Raw genomic sequence first — 16,901 nt, 5'->3', positions numbered from 1 at the left:
CAAAAAATATATATTTTAAAAAAACGCTCTACAAAGAGCGTTTTTTTTTATTCTTTCCACTTAATATTACAACCCATGCTTGGTTTTTGGTCCTTTCTCTGCGGATTGTTATTAAGAACATTGTCAATTGCTTCACGTAGATCACGACCATTAACGGGAATGCTGTTTCCTGGTCTGGAGTTGTCCAGTTGCCCGCGGTAGATGAGTTTTAATTCATCATCAAATAAATAAAAGTCTGGGGTACAAGCAGCGTCATACGCTTTGGCAATTTCTTGGGTTTCATCGTATAAATAAGGAAAAGGGTAATTGTGTTTTCTAGCTGTTTTCCACATCTCTTTGGGTGAATCTTGAGGATACTTCACAACATCATTACTACTTATGGCAACAAAGCCAAAACCAGTAACACGATAGTCATTACAAAGTCTCACAATCTCTTCATTTACGTGTTTTACGTATGGGCAATGATTGCAAATAAACATAACAACTGTACCTTTTTCACCTTTTATTTGCTGAAGTGAAACCGGTTTCATAGTAACGGCATCCAAAAGCGTAAAGTCTGGAGCTTTGGTGCCTAGCGGTAACATGCTTGAAGGAGTGAGAGACATAAAATTTGATTTGTTAATTAGAGATACTTTTTTCAATAAAGTTACAATTATTAAACATTTTATAAAGTTTTGTCAATCTCTTTTAATGACTGTAACTTTATAAAAAACCAAAAAACATGGAAAACTCATACAGTTCACTTTCAGTGGCAATAGAAGATTTACAAAACAAAGGATATAAAGAAGATTTTAACCTGGTAGAAGAAGGTATAGAATCAAAATCACTTAAAAGAGAATGGAAAGCAGGAGAGCTTGATGTAATTAAATATTATCGTTTTGAAGGAATGACAAATCCCGGTGATAATTCAATATTATATGTGATTGAAACTCACGATAACACAAAGGGCTTGCTTGTAGATAATTATAGCGCTAAAGGTGATTATATCTCTCCTGAAATGGTAAAAAAATTAAAAATCACTCATGAAGAATAACCTTTCTTGGAAAGACTTTGAAAAAGTAGATATGCGTGTAGGGACAGTTATTGATGTAACTGATTTTCCTGAAGCTCACAACCCTTCTTATAAATTACAAATAGATTTTGGAGAAGAAATAGGTGTTTTAAAAACATCTGCTCAAGTCACTTCACTATATAAAAAGGAGGATATCAATGGGAAACAAGTAATTGCCGTTGTAAATTTTCCGAAGAAACAGATAGCCAATTTTATGAGCGAATGTCTCTTGATTGGTGCGGTAGATGACAAAGATGTCACATTACTAGAACCCGGTAAAAAAGTAAAAAACGGTTTACGAATTTCGTAAACCGTTTTTTATTATACTTCGCTGTCCATTATATCTGTTACAACATAGTATCTAGGATCGTCTATGTTATCTTCAATAATGGTGTCAAATTCCGGATTGCGTTTTATAAGTAATGCTTTACAATCTTTACTTAAATGAGTAAACTTTATTTGTTTGCCGTGAGCGACATATTTGTTAGCAAGGTTTCGTAAAGCTTCAACACCACTATGGTCTGTAACTTTAGACTCCATGAAATCAATTTCAATCTTTTCAGGATCGTTTTTAACATCAAACTTGGCATTAAAAGCGGTAGTAGAACCAAAAAATAAAGGTCCCCATATTTCATAAACTTTTGTACCGTCATCTTTAATGCGTTTTCGAGCTCTAATACGTATTGCGTTTTTCCAAGCAAATACTAATGCGCTCATAATTACACCCGCAATAACGGCAATGGCAAGATCTTGCCAAACGGTAATAGCCGATACAGCTACTAGCACAATAGCATCACTCAATGGAATTTTATTCAGAATACGAAAACTACTCCATGCAAATGTGCCAATGACAACCATAAACATAACCCCTACTAAAGCAGCAATAGGTATCTGCTCAATTAAAGGAGCGCCAAATAACACAAAACATAGCAAAGCAATAGCGGCAACTGTACCCGATAAACGACCTCTACCACCAGAGTTTACATTTATTATTGATTGCCCAATCATAGCACAACCACCCATTCCGCCAAAAAGACCATTAATAATGTTGGCTCCACCTTGTGCTACACATTCACGATTACCACTACCACGAGTTTCGGTCATTTCATCAACAAGGTTTAGAGTCATTAATGATTCAATAAGACCAACCGCAGCTAATATTACAGCGGTAGAAATAACGAGTCCCCAATGTCCTTGCAGGGTATCAAAAACACCAAATATTTGTCCTTGGAAGGTAGGTAGCCCTCCTTGAAGTCCAGCTCCACCACCATCACGAATAAATGATCCTACAGTACTTGCATCTATATTTCCGAAGATAGTAACACAAGCCACTACTACAATTGCAGTCAATGCAGCAGGAATCTTTTTGGTAAGCTTCGGAAGTCCAAACATAATACCCATGGTCAAAATAACCAAGGCTAGCATGACAAATAAGTCGGTTCCTGTCATCCAAGTAGGGACTCCTTCAGATTTTTCTTTAAAAAAGCCTAATTGAGATAAAAAGATAACTATGGCCAATCCATTTACAAACCCCATCATTACTGGGTGGGGAATAAGACGAACAAATTTACCTAAACGAAAAACCCCGGCTAAAATTTGAATACCTCCCATAATTAATAAGGTGATAAATAACCATTGTAAGCCCAAGTTATCGATTGGAGTTGCTAGGGCATTCCCTACTTCATTTCCTTTTTGAATTAAATGAACCATAACAATTGCAGTGGCTCCGGTTGCACCAGAAATCATACCTGGACGACCTCCAAAAAGTGCTGTAACAATACCCATCATAAAAGCTCCATAAAGTCCTATTAACGGGTCAACTCCTGCTACAAATGCAAATGCTACTGCTTCAGGAACCAAAGCCAATGCAACGGTTAATCCCGAAAGGATGTCATTTTTAGGGTTTTGTGTGAAATTTTTAATGGTTTTCTGTATCATTTTCTTCGCTTAAAAAAGCGGCAAAGATACAGGAATATTCGAGAGAAGGAAAGTAAATTAAAAATCTTAAAGATTAGGAAATGTAATTCCAGATATTTTTAAATTTTACTAGTTGAGAATATGTGTGTTTAATAACTTTATTTTCTTCTGAAGCTAAAGCAGGATCAGCTTTTAGGGTTTGTTGTGCATAGCTTCGGGCAATTTTTAAAATAGCTGAATCTTTAACTATATCTGCAATGCGAAGGTTTAAAACGCCGCTTTGTTGCGTTCCCATTATATCTCCGGGCCCACGTAATTTTAAATCTACTTCGCTTATTTCAAAACCATCATTGGTTTTTGTCATAGTATGTAAACGTGTTTTTGCATCGCTACTTAACTTATGTCCAGTCATTAAAATACAATAGCTTTGTTCTGCACCACGGCCAACACGACCTCGTAGTTGGTGTAACTGAGAAAGACCAAAACGTTCAGCACTTTCAATAACCATTACCGAAGCATTAGGAACATTGACACCTACTTCAATTACTGTTGTAGCAACCATTATCTGCGTCTCGCCGCGTACAAACCTATTCATTTCAAAATCCTTATCTGCAGGTTTCATTTGACCATGTACAATAGATATTTGATACTTAGGTTGCGGAAATTCTCTAACGATACTTTCATAACCATCCATTAAATCTTTATAATCCAATGCTTCACTTTCTTGAATCAATGGATACACGATATAGACTTGTCTTCCTTTTGAAATTTCATCTTTCAAAAACCGAAACACCTTTAGTCTGTTTGAGTCAAATCGATGAACAGTTTTTATGCTTTTTCTACCCGGCGGAAGCTCATCGATAACACTTATATCAAGGTCACCATAAACACTCATTGCTAGGGTACGCGGAATAGGAGTGGCTGTCATGACCAGAACGTGTGGAGGGTACTCATTTTTGTGCCATAATTTACTGCGTTGTGCTACCCCAAAACGATGTTGTTCATCTATTATAGCGAGTCCTAAATTTTGAAATTTTACTTTATCTTCAAGTAATGCATGTGTGCCAATTAGAATGTTTATTTCGCCATTTTGTAGTTTTTCATGGATTTCTCTTCTACTTGAAGTTTTTGTTGAACCAGTTAATAGCTTTATATTGGTATTCAAGTTGTTACATAATTCTTTTAATCCGTTATAGTGCTGAACTGACAGAATTTCAGTTGGAGCCATTAAACACGCTTGAAAACCGTTGTCAATAGCTATTAACATTGACATGAGGGCTACTATAGTTTTGCCACTACCTACATCACCTTGTAAAAGCCGATTCATTTGTGCATTGCTGCCTAAATCATTTCTAATTTCTTTGATAACTCGCTTCTGGGCATTGGTTAACTCGAAGGGTAAATGATGGTTGTAAAAGGTGTTAAAATTTTCGCCTATTTCTTCAAAAGGATACCCTTTAATTTTACTTTTATGTTGTAGATTTTTCCGAAGTAATTGTAGCTGAATGTAAAATAATTCTTCAAATTTTAATCGATATTGAGACCGTGCTAATAACTCTTGACTTTGCGGAAAATGAATGTTTAAAAGTGCCGTACTTTTTGAAACTAATTTTAACGAATCTAGAATGGTTTTTGAAAGTGTTTCAGAAAATGTTCCTTTCAATTCTGTGAATAATTGTTGAAGCAATCCTATGATTACTTTATTTGTAATTCCACTTTTTGAAAGTTTTTCGGTAGACGGATAAATGGGTTGCATGGCAGAACGCACTCCTTGTTCATGTTTTGACAGTAATTCCATCTCTGGATGTGGCATGGAAAACGTACCGTTGTACCAATTGGTTTTTCCAAAAACTACATAGGGAACATTTATTTTTACATTTTCACGAATCCACTTATGACCGCGAAACCAAACCAATTCCATTTTTGAACTTCCATCGGTAAACGTAGCGACTAATCGTTTGCCTCGTTTTTGTTCAATCGTTTTTAGATGAATAATTTTCCCTATTACTTGTACCTCGGCACTGTTGCGTTGCAATTGGGCAATTTTATAATATTGCGTGCGATCTAGATAGCGATTAGGGAATAGGTTTAAAAGATCTTGAAATGTATGAATGTTTAGTTCTTTTTTGAGTAAATCGGCTCGATTAGGCCCAACGCCTTTTAAATAATCAATTGGAGTTTGTAGAAAGCCACCATTCATATCACGAAAATACAATATTCCTGTTAAGAGTTGAATAGCTAGATGTATTTTTAAACTTATTTGGTTACTTTGTGAGGCACTTTTTAATTAGTTTGTATGTACAAAGTATTGTCAGTTTTATTTTTATTTATCTGTTTCTTCGGAAATGCGCAACAAACACATCTGGTTGATTTTTTGTCAGTTAAAGCTGAGGTGATTCCTAATGCCATAGAAGAAAGCATAAAAGGAACAGTTTCGTATCAGTTTAAAATTCTTCAGAAAACAGATTCGGTATATCTAGATGCAATTTATATGAAGGTTTTCGATGTGGTTTCAAAACAAATAGATGTTTCTTCTTCAGAAAAAAAAGTTTGGCTCACGGGAAATTTCAGAAAAGATAAAATCTACGATGTAACCTTCTCATACACCGCAACCCCAAAACAGACACTATACTTCACAGGAAATCAAATTTGGACACAAGGGCAAGGAAAATACACGTCGCATTGGTTACCTAGCATTGATGATATGAATGATAAGCTGGAGTTTGACCTTACGATTGCTACTTCAAAAAATAAAGCAGTGATTGCCAACGGAAAATTTTTAAAGAAGAATCAAAAAGACAGTTTAGCTTATTGGCATTTTGATATGAAACAACCTATGGCGAGCTATTTGGCAGCTTTTGCCATTGGCGATTTTGATAAGAAATCGATTAACTCACAATCTGGTATCCCAATTGAACTGTATTACAAACCAGAAGATGCCAATAAAGTAGAACCTACGTACCGGTACACCAAGCAAATTTTTGATTTTCTAGTAACTGAAATTGGGGTGCCGTATCCTTGGCAAAATTATAAGCAAGTGCCGGTGCGGGACTTTTTGTATGCTGGAATGGAAAATACAACGGCTACCATTTTTTCTGAAGCTTTTGTGGTCGATTCCATTGGGTTTGCAGATAGAAACTACGTAAACGTAAATGCACACGAATTGGCACATCAATGGTTTGGCGATTTGGTTACTGAAACAAACGGTACACATCATTGGTTACAAGAAGGTTTTGCTACCTATTTTGCACAATTAGCAGAACGAGAAGTTTTTGGTAATGACTATTATTATTGGAAGTTGTATAACGCCGCAGAACAATTAAAAGAACTGAGCGACTCAGGAAAAGGTGAACGGTTACTTAATCCACAAGCCAGTTCCTTAACATTTTATGAAAAAGGAGCGTGGGCTTTGACTATTTTGAGGGAAAAAATTGGTGATCAAGCTTTTAAGACGGCATTAAAAAACTATTTAAACACCTATCAATTCAAAAATGTGTCAACAGATGATTTTTTATCTGAAGTAAAAAAAGTGACTGATGTTGATATTTCAAGTTGGGAGGCAGATTGGTTGCGGCAAAGTGCTTTTAAAGCAGAGCAAGCCTTAAATTACCTTTCGCAATCTTCGTTTATGAAATCATATTTTGAAATTTCAGCCCTTCGGAATACAGCATTTGTAGAAAAAAAAGACCAATTGTCATTTGCGTTAACCAGTCCGAACGATTTTGTAGGTCAAGAAGCCGTATATCAACTTTTTGACGAACCCATATTGCAAACTCTGCCTTTATATAAAAAAGCCTTTAAAAGTGAGAATTTGTACGTAAGGCAAGCGATAGCAAATACCTTGACAACCATTCCTAATGAGCTGCAAGAAGAATATGAATCACTCTTGAATGATGCTTCGTATGTAACAAAAGAGGCAGCATTGTATAACCTTTGGATAAATTTTCCTGAAAAAAGAAACGAATACCTCGATAAAATGAAGGGAGTTGTGGGCTTTCAGAATAAAAATGTGCGTCAGTTGTGGTTAGTATTAGCTTTGGTTACCGAAGGGTATGAAGCAGACAAGAAACAACTATTTGCATCAGAATTAATCAATTACTCATCAAAAGAGTTCAGTTTTGAAATTCGAGAGAAAGCATTTGAGTTTATAAACGAATTAAATATGTATACTTCAGAAGCGTTAAAAAACTTGGTGAATGCATCGATGCATCATAATTGGCGCTTTAAAAAGTATGCACGAAAGCTTTTGGATGAGGTTTTAAAAAATTCTGTTTATAAAAAACAATTAGAAGGCGTTCTATTTCAACTTCCAAAAAAAGAAAAGGATTTTTTACAAGCAAAACTTTCAGAATAAAAAGCAATTGCTACTTTTATGTAAACCAATTTTATGCGAGCACTAGTAATTTCGGGAGGAGGAAGTAAAGGAGCATTTGCCGGTGGTGTTGCTCAATACCTACTTGAAGAACAGGGGTATAATTATGAAATTTTTGTAGGCACTTCTACCGGTAGTTTACTTATCTCACATTTGGCTTTGCCTAATATTAATAAAATTAAAGAGATTTATACTTCGGTAAAACAAAGTGATATTTTTAGCAATAGACCCTTCAGAATAAAAAAGGGGAAGTTTGGAGGAAAAGAAATTAGTATTGACCATCTAAGTGTGTTGCGTAACTTACTGCGAGGAAGTAAAACCTTTGGTGAGAGCCAAAACTTGCGTAAACTCATTAAAAATACATTAACCGAAACAGAATTTAACCAACTTAAAGAATCTGGCAAAGAGGTAGTGGTAACAGTGTCTAATTTGTCTTTAAACCAAGTAGAATATAAGTCAATTCACGATTTTACGTACAATGATTTTTGTGATTGGATATGGATTTCTTGTAACTATATACCGTTTATGAGTTTGGTACAAAAAGATGGTTGTGAATATGCAGATGGCGGTTTTGGGAGTATGATTCCTATTGAAGAAGCGATAAACAGAGGAGCCAAAACAGTAGATGTTATCATTCTTGAAACTGAAGTAACATATTATAACCGTTTGCCTTCACGTAATCCGTTTTCGTTATTAACCAATATGCATTCTTTTATGCTTGACCGTGTTGAAAAACAAAATATACGAATAGGCAAGTTTGTCGCCGGAAATCACAATGCCATTATAAACTTGTATTACACACCCACAGTATTAACTACAAACTCACTAATATTTGATAAAAAGAAAATGTCAAACTGGTGGGATAGTGGCTTTAATTATGCAAAACAGAAAAACAAAGAATTGAACGAGATTAAAGATGCTGAATAGGTGAGTATGTAGATGAACTAAGGATTTTCCTATCACAAAAAGGGGCTTTTCCCCCTTTTTTTTATTTTGAAATAATGTAATTTTCTGATAAACAATTTTTTATAGTACATTTATTTTTTGAATGTAAGAATATCCTTTTCTTATTTCTAAAATCAACTTAATTTTATATTAATCAATAACAACTAACTATGAAAAATTTTAATCCACGTTTTAAAAAGATTTTAGCTTTACTCGTATTGACCACTGCATTTATTGCTTGTGATGGTGTGCCAGATAAAACCGATGATGATGGCGCAGAATATAACGGTCCTCCAAAACAGATAATATCTGTAATGGATGCAAAATCTATGTATGATTCATACACAGATAGACGCTCATCTATTATTAAAAAATATGAAGAGGAACAAGATAGTACAGAAAAATTTTACCCTACACGCTATGGTCAATATGATTTTGAAACCATGAAGCATTATATGGCATATCTAGAAGACCAAGCAAAAATGGCGAAGGTAAAAATTACTGGTTTACGATATTACTTTGCCAACTATCCTGCAGATGGTAGTGTAGGCGATACTAAAGAATATGAAAAACATAATTCATTTTTTATATTACCCACAGCAGAGTTTAATGGTGAGGAGTTAGGTTTTTTCATTCGTGTTGATGATGATGGTAATCGCAATGCAGTACCTGTAAGAGATGTTGTAAAACGTATGCTAGAAGGTGCAAAACAAGGTGGCGGTAACATGAACCCAGAACAAGTTCCTTCTTTTGGTAGTAAAATGTTATTACTTAATCCTGTTTTTCAAGGTGGAGGTGAAGACATTAGCTTAACATTAAATGAGTCTCATCTGGTGCCACCACCACCAACAGGTAAAGATGATTTTGGCGGTAACTAATTAATCTGTATAAGTGGACGAGCTTTTTAACAGTATTTTTCAATATATAATATTTACATTTTACGGGGTTGCCGTATTTACGGCAATCCTTTTTTATGGTAAGTACAAGCACACTGTTTTAAAGTACTTTCTTTGGATATTGGTATACACTCTTGTTAATGAGTTTGCCGGTAGGCATCTGTATTACTGGCTTGGTCAAAATGCAATTATCTACAATGTTTATCACACTATTTATTTTCTCTACTTCTTTTATGTCTTTTGGAGTTTTATAGAAAGCAAAACCTATAAAAAATGGATTAAATACATAGCTTTACTTTTTTTAACTGTTACAATAGTAAACGCTTTTGCTGTTAATATTTTACAAGAAAGTCTATTAGCCAGTTATATAGCGGGAGCTAGTTTAATAATAATTTGTATAATTTTATATTACATAGAATTACTCTCAGACTCTAGAGTATTACACATAAAAGAAAACCTTCTTTTTTGGATAAGTATTGGCTTACTCCTTTTTCATGTAGGTTATATTCCTATAAAGATATCAAGGAGTTTCTTTACCACACAGATGGATGTTTTTGTAACATTATATAATGTGCAGCGTGCCTTAATACTTGTTATGTATAGTTGTTTTATAATTGGCTTTATATGGACCAAAAGGAAATAGCAGGATTGGTATCAGTTGTAATTGTTTTGGTGTTAGTAGCCATTATAATTACGCTTTTTACGGTGTTTGTTAGGCGAAAAAATAAACTCTTAGAAGAACAAGAACAAGCCAAAAAAGCTTTTGAGAAAGAACTTTCTGAAATTCAAATAGAAATAAGAGAAGAAACATTACGTAACATAAGTTGGGAATTGCATGATAATATTGGTCAACTAATGACGCTGGCCAAAATACAAGTACAAATGGCAAAAAACAGACCTGACTCCCTTGAAGAAGTGGCAGATACCATTGGGAAAGGCATTACCGAGCTACGTACTTTATCAAAATTAATTAATCCAGACGCACTAAAAAGTTTAAACCTACTTGAAGCGCTAAACCTTGAAATTGAACGTTTTAATAGATTAGAGTTTATAAAATCTACCTTTACGGTTGAAGGTGAGTATGAAGATATTGGAAATAAAAAAGAAATTATCATCTTCAGAATTTTACAAGAGTTTTTTTCAAATACCATAAAACACTCAAAAGCTTCTCATTTAAATGTGGTCGTGAAGTATACTTCAGAAAAACTCATCATCACCGCAGAAGATGACGGAATAGGTTTTTCAAGTGATACAGATTTTTCAGGGATAGGAATGAAAAATATGAAAAATAGGGCCAAAGTAATTAATGCAAATTTTGAGATATATTCAGAAGAAAACAAGGGAACTTCTTTAAAATTACAATATGATTTTGAATCTAAACTTGTTTAAAGTTTTGAATATCATTAACTTAGATATATGAAAAAAAAGGTGGTGGTTGTTGATGATCATAACTTATTGCTAGAGGCAATAGGTGGTCTTGTGCGCGGTTTTGATACGTTTGAAGTTCCTTACCTATGTAAAAACGGAAACGAACTTTTAGAAAAGCTAAAGTTTCCTGACAACAAACCAGATGTAGTATTAATGGACATCAATATGCCTATTCTTAATGGCATAGAAACTACTAAAATTTTAAAAGAAGAATATCCCGATATAAAAGTCCTTGCGCTTTCTGTTGAAGAAAATGAAAAAACAATTTTGAAAATGCTTCGTGCCGGTGCCAAAGGATATTTAATGAAAGACACGAAAAAAGAAATTCTTAAAGAAGCTTTAAACCAGGTTATTGAAAAAGGCTATTATCATACAAATACCATCTCAAAACTACTTATAGGAACTCTTACAAAAGACGAAACTGATGTTGAGCTTAAAGAACGAGAGATTGAGTTTTTAAAATATGCTTGTACAGAAATGACTTACAAGGAAATTGCCGAAAAAATGTTTTTAAGCCCCAAAACTATTGAAGGGTATCGAGATTCTATTTATGAAAAATTACATTTAAAAAATAGAATAGGACTGGTATTGTATGCTATACGCAATGGCTATTTTAAACCTTAATTTAATACAACTCACTCACTTCTTTTTTAATATATGTCAAAGCTTTTTGTGATGGTGTTATTTCTTCCATAAAATGGCGTAACACAGCTTCTCTCATAGCATCTGCAGTATTTTTTTGTTCATGCATTGCAACTTGCCTAATGATATGTATAGTGGCATTTTTTGCCGTTTGAATTAAATTCCAACATTCGACTGAAACATAAATCTGTTGAGTCACATTGTGATCAAACTCTTGCTCAATATTTTTAATTAGTAGTTCTTCATACTTTTCTATTTCAGAAGAAGTTGGTTTTACACGTATTAAAAGTTTATTAGGATCAATACGCTCTAGCAGCAAGGTTAGTCGTTCATAAGCCTGTAATCGGGTAGGTAAAACCTTATTTTGTGCTTCTTTTTGTATCAAAAAACGACGGCGCCCTTCTTCGTTTGCTGTATGACCTTTAAAAAAATAATATGCTATGATACCAACTACAATGGCAGGAAGTAGGTATGCTACGTAATTTAAAACAGGTGTAAATTCCATTGACAATATTTAATTTCTGGATAAAAATATAAATTAATAACGAACCTTGTTTTTCTTTTTCATTTCTTTTACTTGCTTTTTCTCCTTTTTTCTATGATAATTTCCTCCCAAATGAGGGCTGTCTTGCAATGCTTGCATACTTTCAAAAGGGACCGGGGTTTTTACATAGGTAAATGTTTGTGCAAGGTTTTTCATTATATTTCTGTCACCTAATGTAATTTCAACATCGTCCATAGTAAGTTGACAAGGATGTTCATACCCGCAAGCATGCGTCATTTCTAAAAATTCTTTTCTGAAATTTTTAAAATAAAAGTGAGTTCTCACAGATTTATCATCAATATTGATTCCTCTCTGTAGCCATTTATTTTGCGTAGCAACACCGCTAGGGCAGGAGTTATTGTGGCATTGTTGCGCTTGTATACAACCAATAGACATCATAGCCTCTCTAGCAACATTTATACAATCAACGCCCATTGAAAAAGCCATGACTGCTCTAGCAGGAAACCCTAACTTTCCACTGCCTATAAATACAATTCTATTGCAAAGTTTGTGTCTTTTAAAAATTTGGTAAACTTCTGCAAAACCAAAAATCCAAGGTAGTGCTACGTGATCTGCAAAACTAGGTGGTGCAGCACCGGTACCTCCCTCACCGCCATCAATGGTTATAAAATCTGGACCTTTATTGGTTTTCTCCATTAACTCGGCAAGATTTTTCCAATCTTCCAATTTACCCACAGCAGACTTGATGCCCACTGGTAAACCGGTTGCTTCAGCAATAGCTTCAACAAAATCTATTAAACCTTCAATTCCTTCAAAAGCCGAATGTGATGGAGGGGATATTACATCTTTTCCCATAGGGACGTGACGTATTTCAGAAATTTCAGCTGTAATTTTTGATGAAGGTAAAACTCCACCTTTTCCTGGTTTTGCGCCTTGAGATAATTTTACTTCAATAGCTTTTATTTGTGGGTTTTCTTGAACCAGTTGTTTCATTTTATCCATTGAAAAATTACCGTTATCATCACGTACACCAAAGTATCCGGTACCAAAATGAAACACTACGTCGCTACCTGTTTTATGATAAGGAGACAAGCCGCCCTCTCCTGTGTTGTGATACGCATTTGCAAAGCCACATCCTCTATTTAATGATTCTACAGCTCTTGCAGATAATGAACCAAAACTCATTGCAGAAACATTTATAACTGAAGCAGGTCTATATGGTTTTTTTCGTCTTCCTTCCCCCATAGTTTTTGCGCAGGGTAAAAAATAAGGGTCACTAATATTAGGATGCCCTTTTTTCATTTTATAAGGAAGCATTGCATTATTTACAAAAATATAGTTAGGTTCATAGATATCTCTATCGGTTCCGAAACCTTCATAGTTGTTTTCATTTTTTGATGAAGCATAAATCCAACCACGTTCTATGCGATTAAAAGGAAGCTCTTCTCGATTGTTTGCAACTATATATTGGCGCAATTCAGGGCCAATACTTTCTAGCATATACCTAAAATGCCCAATAATAGGGAAGTTGTGTAAAATGGTATGTTTTTTACTAAAAAAAATATCTTTTATAGTAACAATGATTAAAATAAGAAGAACCCAAGCCCACCAAGGGATGGATTTAATAAATTCTAAAAATGAATCCATGCAAGTAAATTTATTGTGTTTCTGAAGTTTAAAGAATTAGGCTATTCACAGCTTCTTTTAGAATAAAGATACTCGTTTTTCTATAAAAAACAATGCTTAGTATTGTTTATAAATTATAGTAAAACCGCTTAAGTGTTTAATTGAATTTCAGTATTTTTCATTTTTAAAAAAATTCAAAAAAAGGAGACAAAATTGCAAGAATATCTTGAACAATTAAATGATGCCCAACGTGCACCGGTGCTTCAAAAAGACGGTGCAATGATAGTGATTGCAGGGGCTGGATCTGGTAAAACAAGAGTGTTAACTTACAGAATTGCTTATCTAATGTCTCAAGGCGTTGATCCTTTCAATATTTTGGCGCTTACATTTACCAACAAAGCTGCCCGAGAAATGAAAGGCAGAATCTCTCAAATTGTTGGAAGCAGCGAAGCAAAAAATTTGTGGATGGGAACATTTCACAGTGTTTTTGCAAAGATTCTTCGTTTTGAAGGGCACCGACTGGGGTATCCTTCCAATTTTACCATTTATGATACACAAGACTCTCATAGTGTAATACGATCGGTTATCAAAGAAATGCAACTGGATAAAGATGTGTACAAATACAAGCAGGTATACTCTCGTATTTCTTCCTATAAAAATAGTTTAATAACCGTTAAAGCATATTTTAATAATCCAGAGTTAATGGAGGCAGATGCTATGGCAAAAATGCCTCGTTTGGGTGATATTTACAACAATTATGTAGAAAAATGCTTCAAAGCCGGAGCGATGGATTTTGATGATTTATTATTAAAAACGAATGAACTTTTAACTCGTTTTCCTGAGGTATTGGCGCACTATCAAGATAGATTTCGTTACATCCTCGTTGATGAGTATCAAGATACCAATCATAGTCAGTATTTAATTGTGAAGGCATTAAGTGATCGGTTTCAAAACATTTGTGTGGTAGGTGATGATGCGCAAAGTATTTATGCCTTTAGAGGAGCCAATATCAATAATATTCTAAATTTTCAGAAAGACTATGATGATGTACAAGTGTATCGGCTAGAACAAAATTACCGCTCCACCAAAAATATTGTAAATGCTGCTAACAGCATTATCGAAAAAAACAAAACGCGTCTTGATAAAGTAGTTTGGACTGCAAATGATGAGGGGCATAAAATCAAGGTAAATAGAACAATGACAGATGGTGATGAAGGTCGTTTTGTGGCAAGTTCTATATTTGAAACAGCTATGAATAATCAATTAAAACATAGCGATTTTGCCGTTCTATATAGAACAAATGCACAGTCTCGAGCCATTGAAGATGCATTACGTAAACGAGACATTCCATATAGAATTTATGGAGGACTTAGCTTTTATCAACGTAAGGAAATTAAAGACGTTATTGCGTATTTACGTCTTATTTTAAACCCTAAAGATGAAGAAGCCTTAAAACGTGTAATAAACTACCCAGCTCGCGGTATAGGACAAACCACACTAGAGCGTCTTACAGTGGCTGCCAACCATTATAACAGGTCTATTTTTGAAGTTATGCAAAACTTAGATAAAATAAACCTGAAAATAAACAAAGGTACCCAAGGCAAGCTAGAAGACTTTGTTACAATGATTCAAAGTTTTCAAATACTCAATAAAAATCAAGATGCTTTTCAAGTTGCTGAGCATGTTACTAAAAAAACTGGATTGCTTCAAGAACTAAAAAAAGACGGAACACCAGAAGGTATAGCACGTATAGAAAATATTGAAGAACTACTTAACGGTATGCGAGATTTTGTTGAAGAACAAAAAGAATTGGCAGATACAACAGGTTCTTTAGCCGAATTTCTAGAAGATGTAGCCTTGGCAACAGACTTGGATAATGAAAAAGGAGATGAAGATCGTGTAGCATTAATGACCGTTCATTTAGCCAAAGGACTAGAGTTTCCATATGTTTATATTGTAGGTATGGAAGAAGATTTATTTCCTAGCGGAATGAATATGAATAGTAGGGCAGAACTAGAAGAAGAGCGCCGTCTATTTTATGTGGCTTTAACACGAGCAGAAAAACAAGCCTTTTTAACATACACACAATCTAGATATCGATGGGGTAAGCTTATTGATGCAGAACCCAGCCGGTTTATTGAAGAAATTGATGAAAGCTTTTTGGAATATTTAACCCCAAAAACCGAAAATAGGTTTAAGCCTCTTATTGATGCCGATATTTTTGATGAAGTTGATAAAAGTAAATTACGATTAAAAAAACCAAAATCTGGCACACCTCCTAAAGGACCTACCGAAGCACAATTACGAAAATTGAGAAGGTTAAAGCCTGTTTCAAGTGATACTGATAAAAACTTTGATGCAGAAAAAGCTAATCTTAATGTAGGAACGCTTGTAGAGCACGTTCGTTTTGGCAAAGGAAAAATATTATCAATAGAAGGTAAAGGAGCTGATACAAAAGCCGAAATTCAATTTGAAAATGGTGGTTTAAAAAAACTACTACTTCGTTTTGCCAAACTAGAAGTAGTTTCTTAGTTAATAGGCAAGTGTTCTTCTATAAAGGTTGATAATGTATTGTGAAGGTTTTTATAGTCACTATCTGCCCAATTATTGTGGCCTCCAGAATAGACCATTAGGTCTTTTTCAATATTAAAAAAATCAAGCTTTTCATTAAGTACGTATGCATTTTCTATGGGTACAAGTGGGTCATTTTCTCCATAAAACATAATCGTAGGGCTTGTCATATTACTAACTTGATGAGCTGGACTTAATACCTCTACGTTTTCTGAAATATTTTGATAAACAGTTGGATCAACCAAAAGATTTAATAAATCTTGAAAATCAGGTCTATTTTGATAATACGAATGTGTAAAATCTGTAGGACCTACCATCGAACATACGAATTTTACTGCATCTTCTTGGTCATAAGTATAATCATACATCATTGCTATATGAGCTCCAGCACTCGCACCTATAAGTCCAAACTCAGGGTTTATTTGAAAATCTCTGGCATTGTTTTTTAAATCCTGAAGCAGTAATTGTAAATCATTAAATTGATTAGGAAATGCGTAGGTATTTTCATTAGCAAGTCTATAATTCATATTTACGATAGCGTGCCTTGGATTTCGTTGCTGAATTTCCTTAATATATTTTTTCATTCCGGCTTTATCACCATTAATCCAGCCTCCACCATGTAGTAAAACCAAAACTTTAGTTTTATTAAAGGTGCGCCCTTTGGGAAGATAGATGTCGCAAACTTGTTTAGGGTTTTTTCCGTATGGATAATCGGGTATGGTTTTTTGCTCCAAAACTTTGGAGGTGTTATGTGCTATTGATGCATTTTTATTCAGAGAAACTTCGTAGTTTGTTTCGGTTGAATAAAAACGGCTGCTTTCATCCAAAGAACACGAAGCTAATAGACCAAAAGAAAGCAAAAGAGCAAATATATATCGGATGAAATGCATAAAAATAGGTTTAAATGCAAATTTAACCGAAATAAATTAGTTACAATCGATTGTCGTT

The 16,901-nt window shown here is 34.3% G+C and carries 14 protein-coding genes; 8 read left to right on the top strand and 6 right to left on the bottom strand.

Annotated elements, in window-relative coordinates:
* Nucleotides 1-47 precede the first annotated feature (47 nt).
* Nucleotides 48-605, bottom strand: a complete 558-nt coding sequence (locus INR76_RS13170) for a thioredoxin family protein (protein WP_223108417.1) — start codon at nt 603-605, stop codon at nt 48-50.
* Between the two features lie 116 nt (nt 606-721).
* Between INR76_RS13170 and INR76_RS13165 the strand changes: the two genes are divergently transcribed.
* Together INR76_RS13165 and INR76_RS13160 are read left to right on the top strand one after the other, a co-directional pair.
* Nucleotides 722-1,033 carry a phosphoribosylpyrophosphate synthetase gene (locus tag INR76_RS13165; protein WP_223108416.1) on the top strand — a complete coding sequence of 104 codons (312 nt, stop codon included), beginning with the start codon at nt 722-724 and terminating at the stop codon, nt 1,031-1,033.
* Nucleotides 1,023-1,361 (top strand): tRNA-binding protein, encoded by a 339-nt coding sequence (locus INR76_RS13160; protein ID WP_223108415.1) that lies wholly within the window; start codon nt 1,023-1,025, stop codon nt 1,359-1,361. The genes INR76_RS13165 and INR76_RS13160 overlap by 11 nt, the downstream gene beginning before the upstream one ends.
* A gap of 11 nt (nt 1,362-1,372) precedes the next feature.
* Here INR76_RS13160 and INR76_RS13155 read toward each other — a convergent pair whose 3' ends face one another.
* Both INR76_RS13155 and recG read right to left on the bottom strand, forming a co-directional pair.
* Nucleotides 1,373-2,989, bottom strand: coding sequence for a SulP family inorganic anion transporter (locus INR76_RS13155; protein ID WP_223108414.1), 1,617 nt, complete (start codon nt 2,987-2,989; stop codon nt 1,373-1,375).
* 73 nt (nt 2,990-3,062) lie between these two features.
* Nucleotides 3,063-5,168 carry an ATP-dependent DNA helicase RecG gene (gene recG, locus INR76_RS13150; protein ID WP_223108413.1) on the bottom strand — a complete coding sequence of 702 codons (2,106 nt, stop codon included), beginning with the start codon at nt 5,166-5,168 and terminating at the stop codon, nt 3,063-3,065.
* 96 nt (nt 5,169-5,264) lie between these two features.
* Here recG and INR76_RS13145 point away from each other — a divergent pair, with 96 nt between their 5' ends.
* From INR76_RS13145 to INR76_RS13125, 5 genes are all read left to right on the top strand, one after another.
* Nucleotides 5,265-7,322 carry a M1 family metallopeptidase gene (locus INR76_RS13145; RefSeq protein WP_223108412.1) on the top strand — a complete coding sequence of 686 codons (2,058 nt, stop codon included), beginning with the start codon at nt 5,265-5,267 and terminating at the stop codon, nt 7,320-7,322.
* Nucleotides 7,323-7,355: 33 nt separating this feature from the next.
* Complete coding sequence (locus INR76_RS13140; protein WP_223108411.1) at nt 7,356-8,267, top strand: patatin family protein; 912 nt, start codon at nt 7,356-7,358, stop codon at nt 8,265-8,267.
* 188 nt (nt 8,268-8,455) lie between these two features.
* Nucleotides 8,456-9,163 (top strand): hypothetical protein, encoded by a 708-nt coding sequence (locus tag INR76_RS13135; protein ID WP_223108410.1) that lies wholly within the window; start codon nt 8,456-8,458, stop codon nt 9,161-9,163.
* Nucleotides 9,164-9,805: 642 nt separating this feature from the next.
* Complete coding sequence (locus tag INR76_RS13130) at nt 9,806-10,570, top strand: sensor histidine kinase (protein ID WP_223108409.1); 765 nt, start codon at nt 9,806-9,808, stop codon at nt 10,568-10,570.
* Nucleotides 10,571-10,597: 27 nt separating this feature from the next.
* Entirely contained in the window at nt 10,598-11,233 is a 636-nt protein-coding gene (locus INR76_RS13125; RefSeq protein WP_223108408.1) for a response regulator transcription factor, read from the top strand.
* Between the two features lies 1 nt (nt 11,234).
* On the opposite strand, the gene INR76_RS13120 is transcribed toward INR76_RS13125, so the two are convergent.
* Nucleotides 11,235-11,756 carry a hypothetical protein gene (locus tag INR76_RS13120; RefSeq protein WP_223108407.1) on the bottom strand — a complete coding sequence of 174 codons (522 nt, stop codon included), beginning with the start codon at nt 11,754-11,756 and terminating at the stop codon, nt 11,235-11,237.
* 33 nt (nt 11,757-11,789) lie between these two features.
* Entirely contained in the window at nt 11,790-13,403 is a 1,614-nt protein-coding gene (locus INR76_RS13115) for an FMN-binding glutamate synthase family protein (protein ID WP_223108406.1), read from the bottom strand.
* A gap of 192 nt (nt 13,404-13,595) precedes the next feature.
* Between INR76_RS13115 and INR76_RS13110 the strand changes: the two genes are divergently transcribed.
* The gene (locus tag INR76_RS13110; RefSeq protein WP_223108405.1) at nt 13,596-15,914 is read left to right on the top strand and encodes an ATP-dependent helicase; all 2,319 of its coding nucleotides are present in this window, start codon (nt 13,596-13,598) and stop codon (nt 15,912-15,914) included.
* Here the strand turns inward: INR76_RS13110 and INR76_RS13105 are convergent.
* Nucleotides 15,911-16,843 (bottom strand): alpha/beta hydrolase, encoded by a 933-nt coding sequence (locus INR76_RS13105; RefSeq protein WP_223108404.1) that lies wholly within the window; start codon nt 16,841-16,843, stop codon nt 15,911-15,913. The genes INR76_RS13110 and INR76_RS13105 overlap by 4 nt on opposite strands.
* Between the last annotated feature and the right edge of the window lie 58 nt (nt 16,844-16,901).

This window comes from Marixanthomonas sp. SCSIO 43207 (genome assembly GCF_019904255.1).
Lineage (GTDB): Bacteria > Bacteroidota > Bacteroidia > Flavobacteriales > Flavobacteriaceae > Marixanthomonas.
The sequence above is the reverse complement of the archived record's forward strand: the minus strand, read 5'-3'. Positions and strand labels throughout refer to the sequence as shown.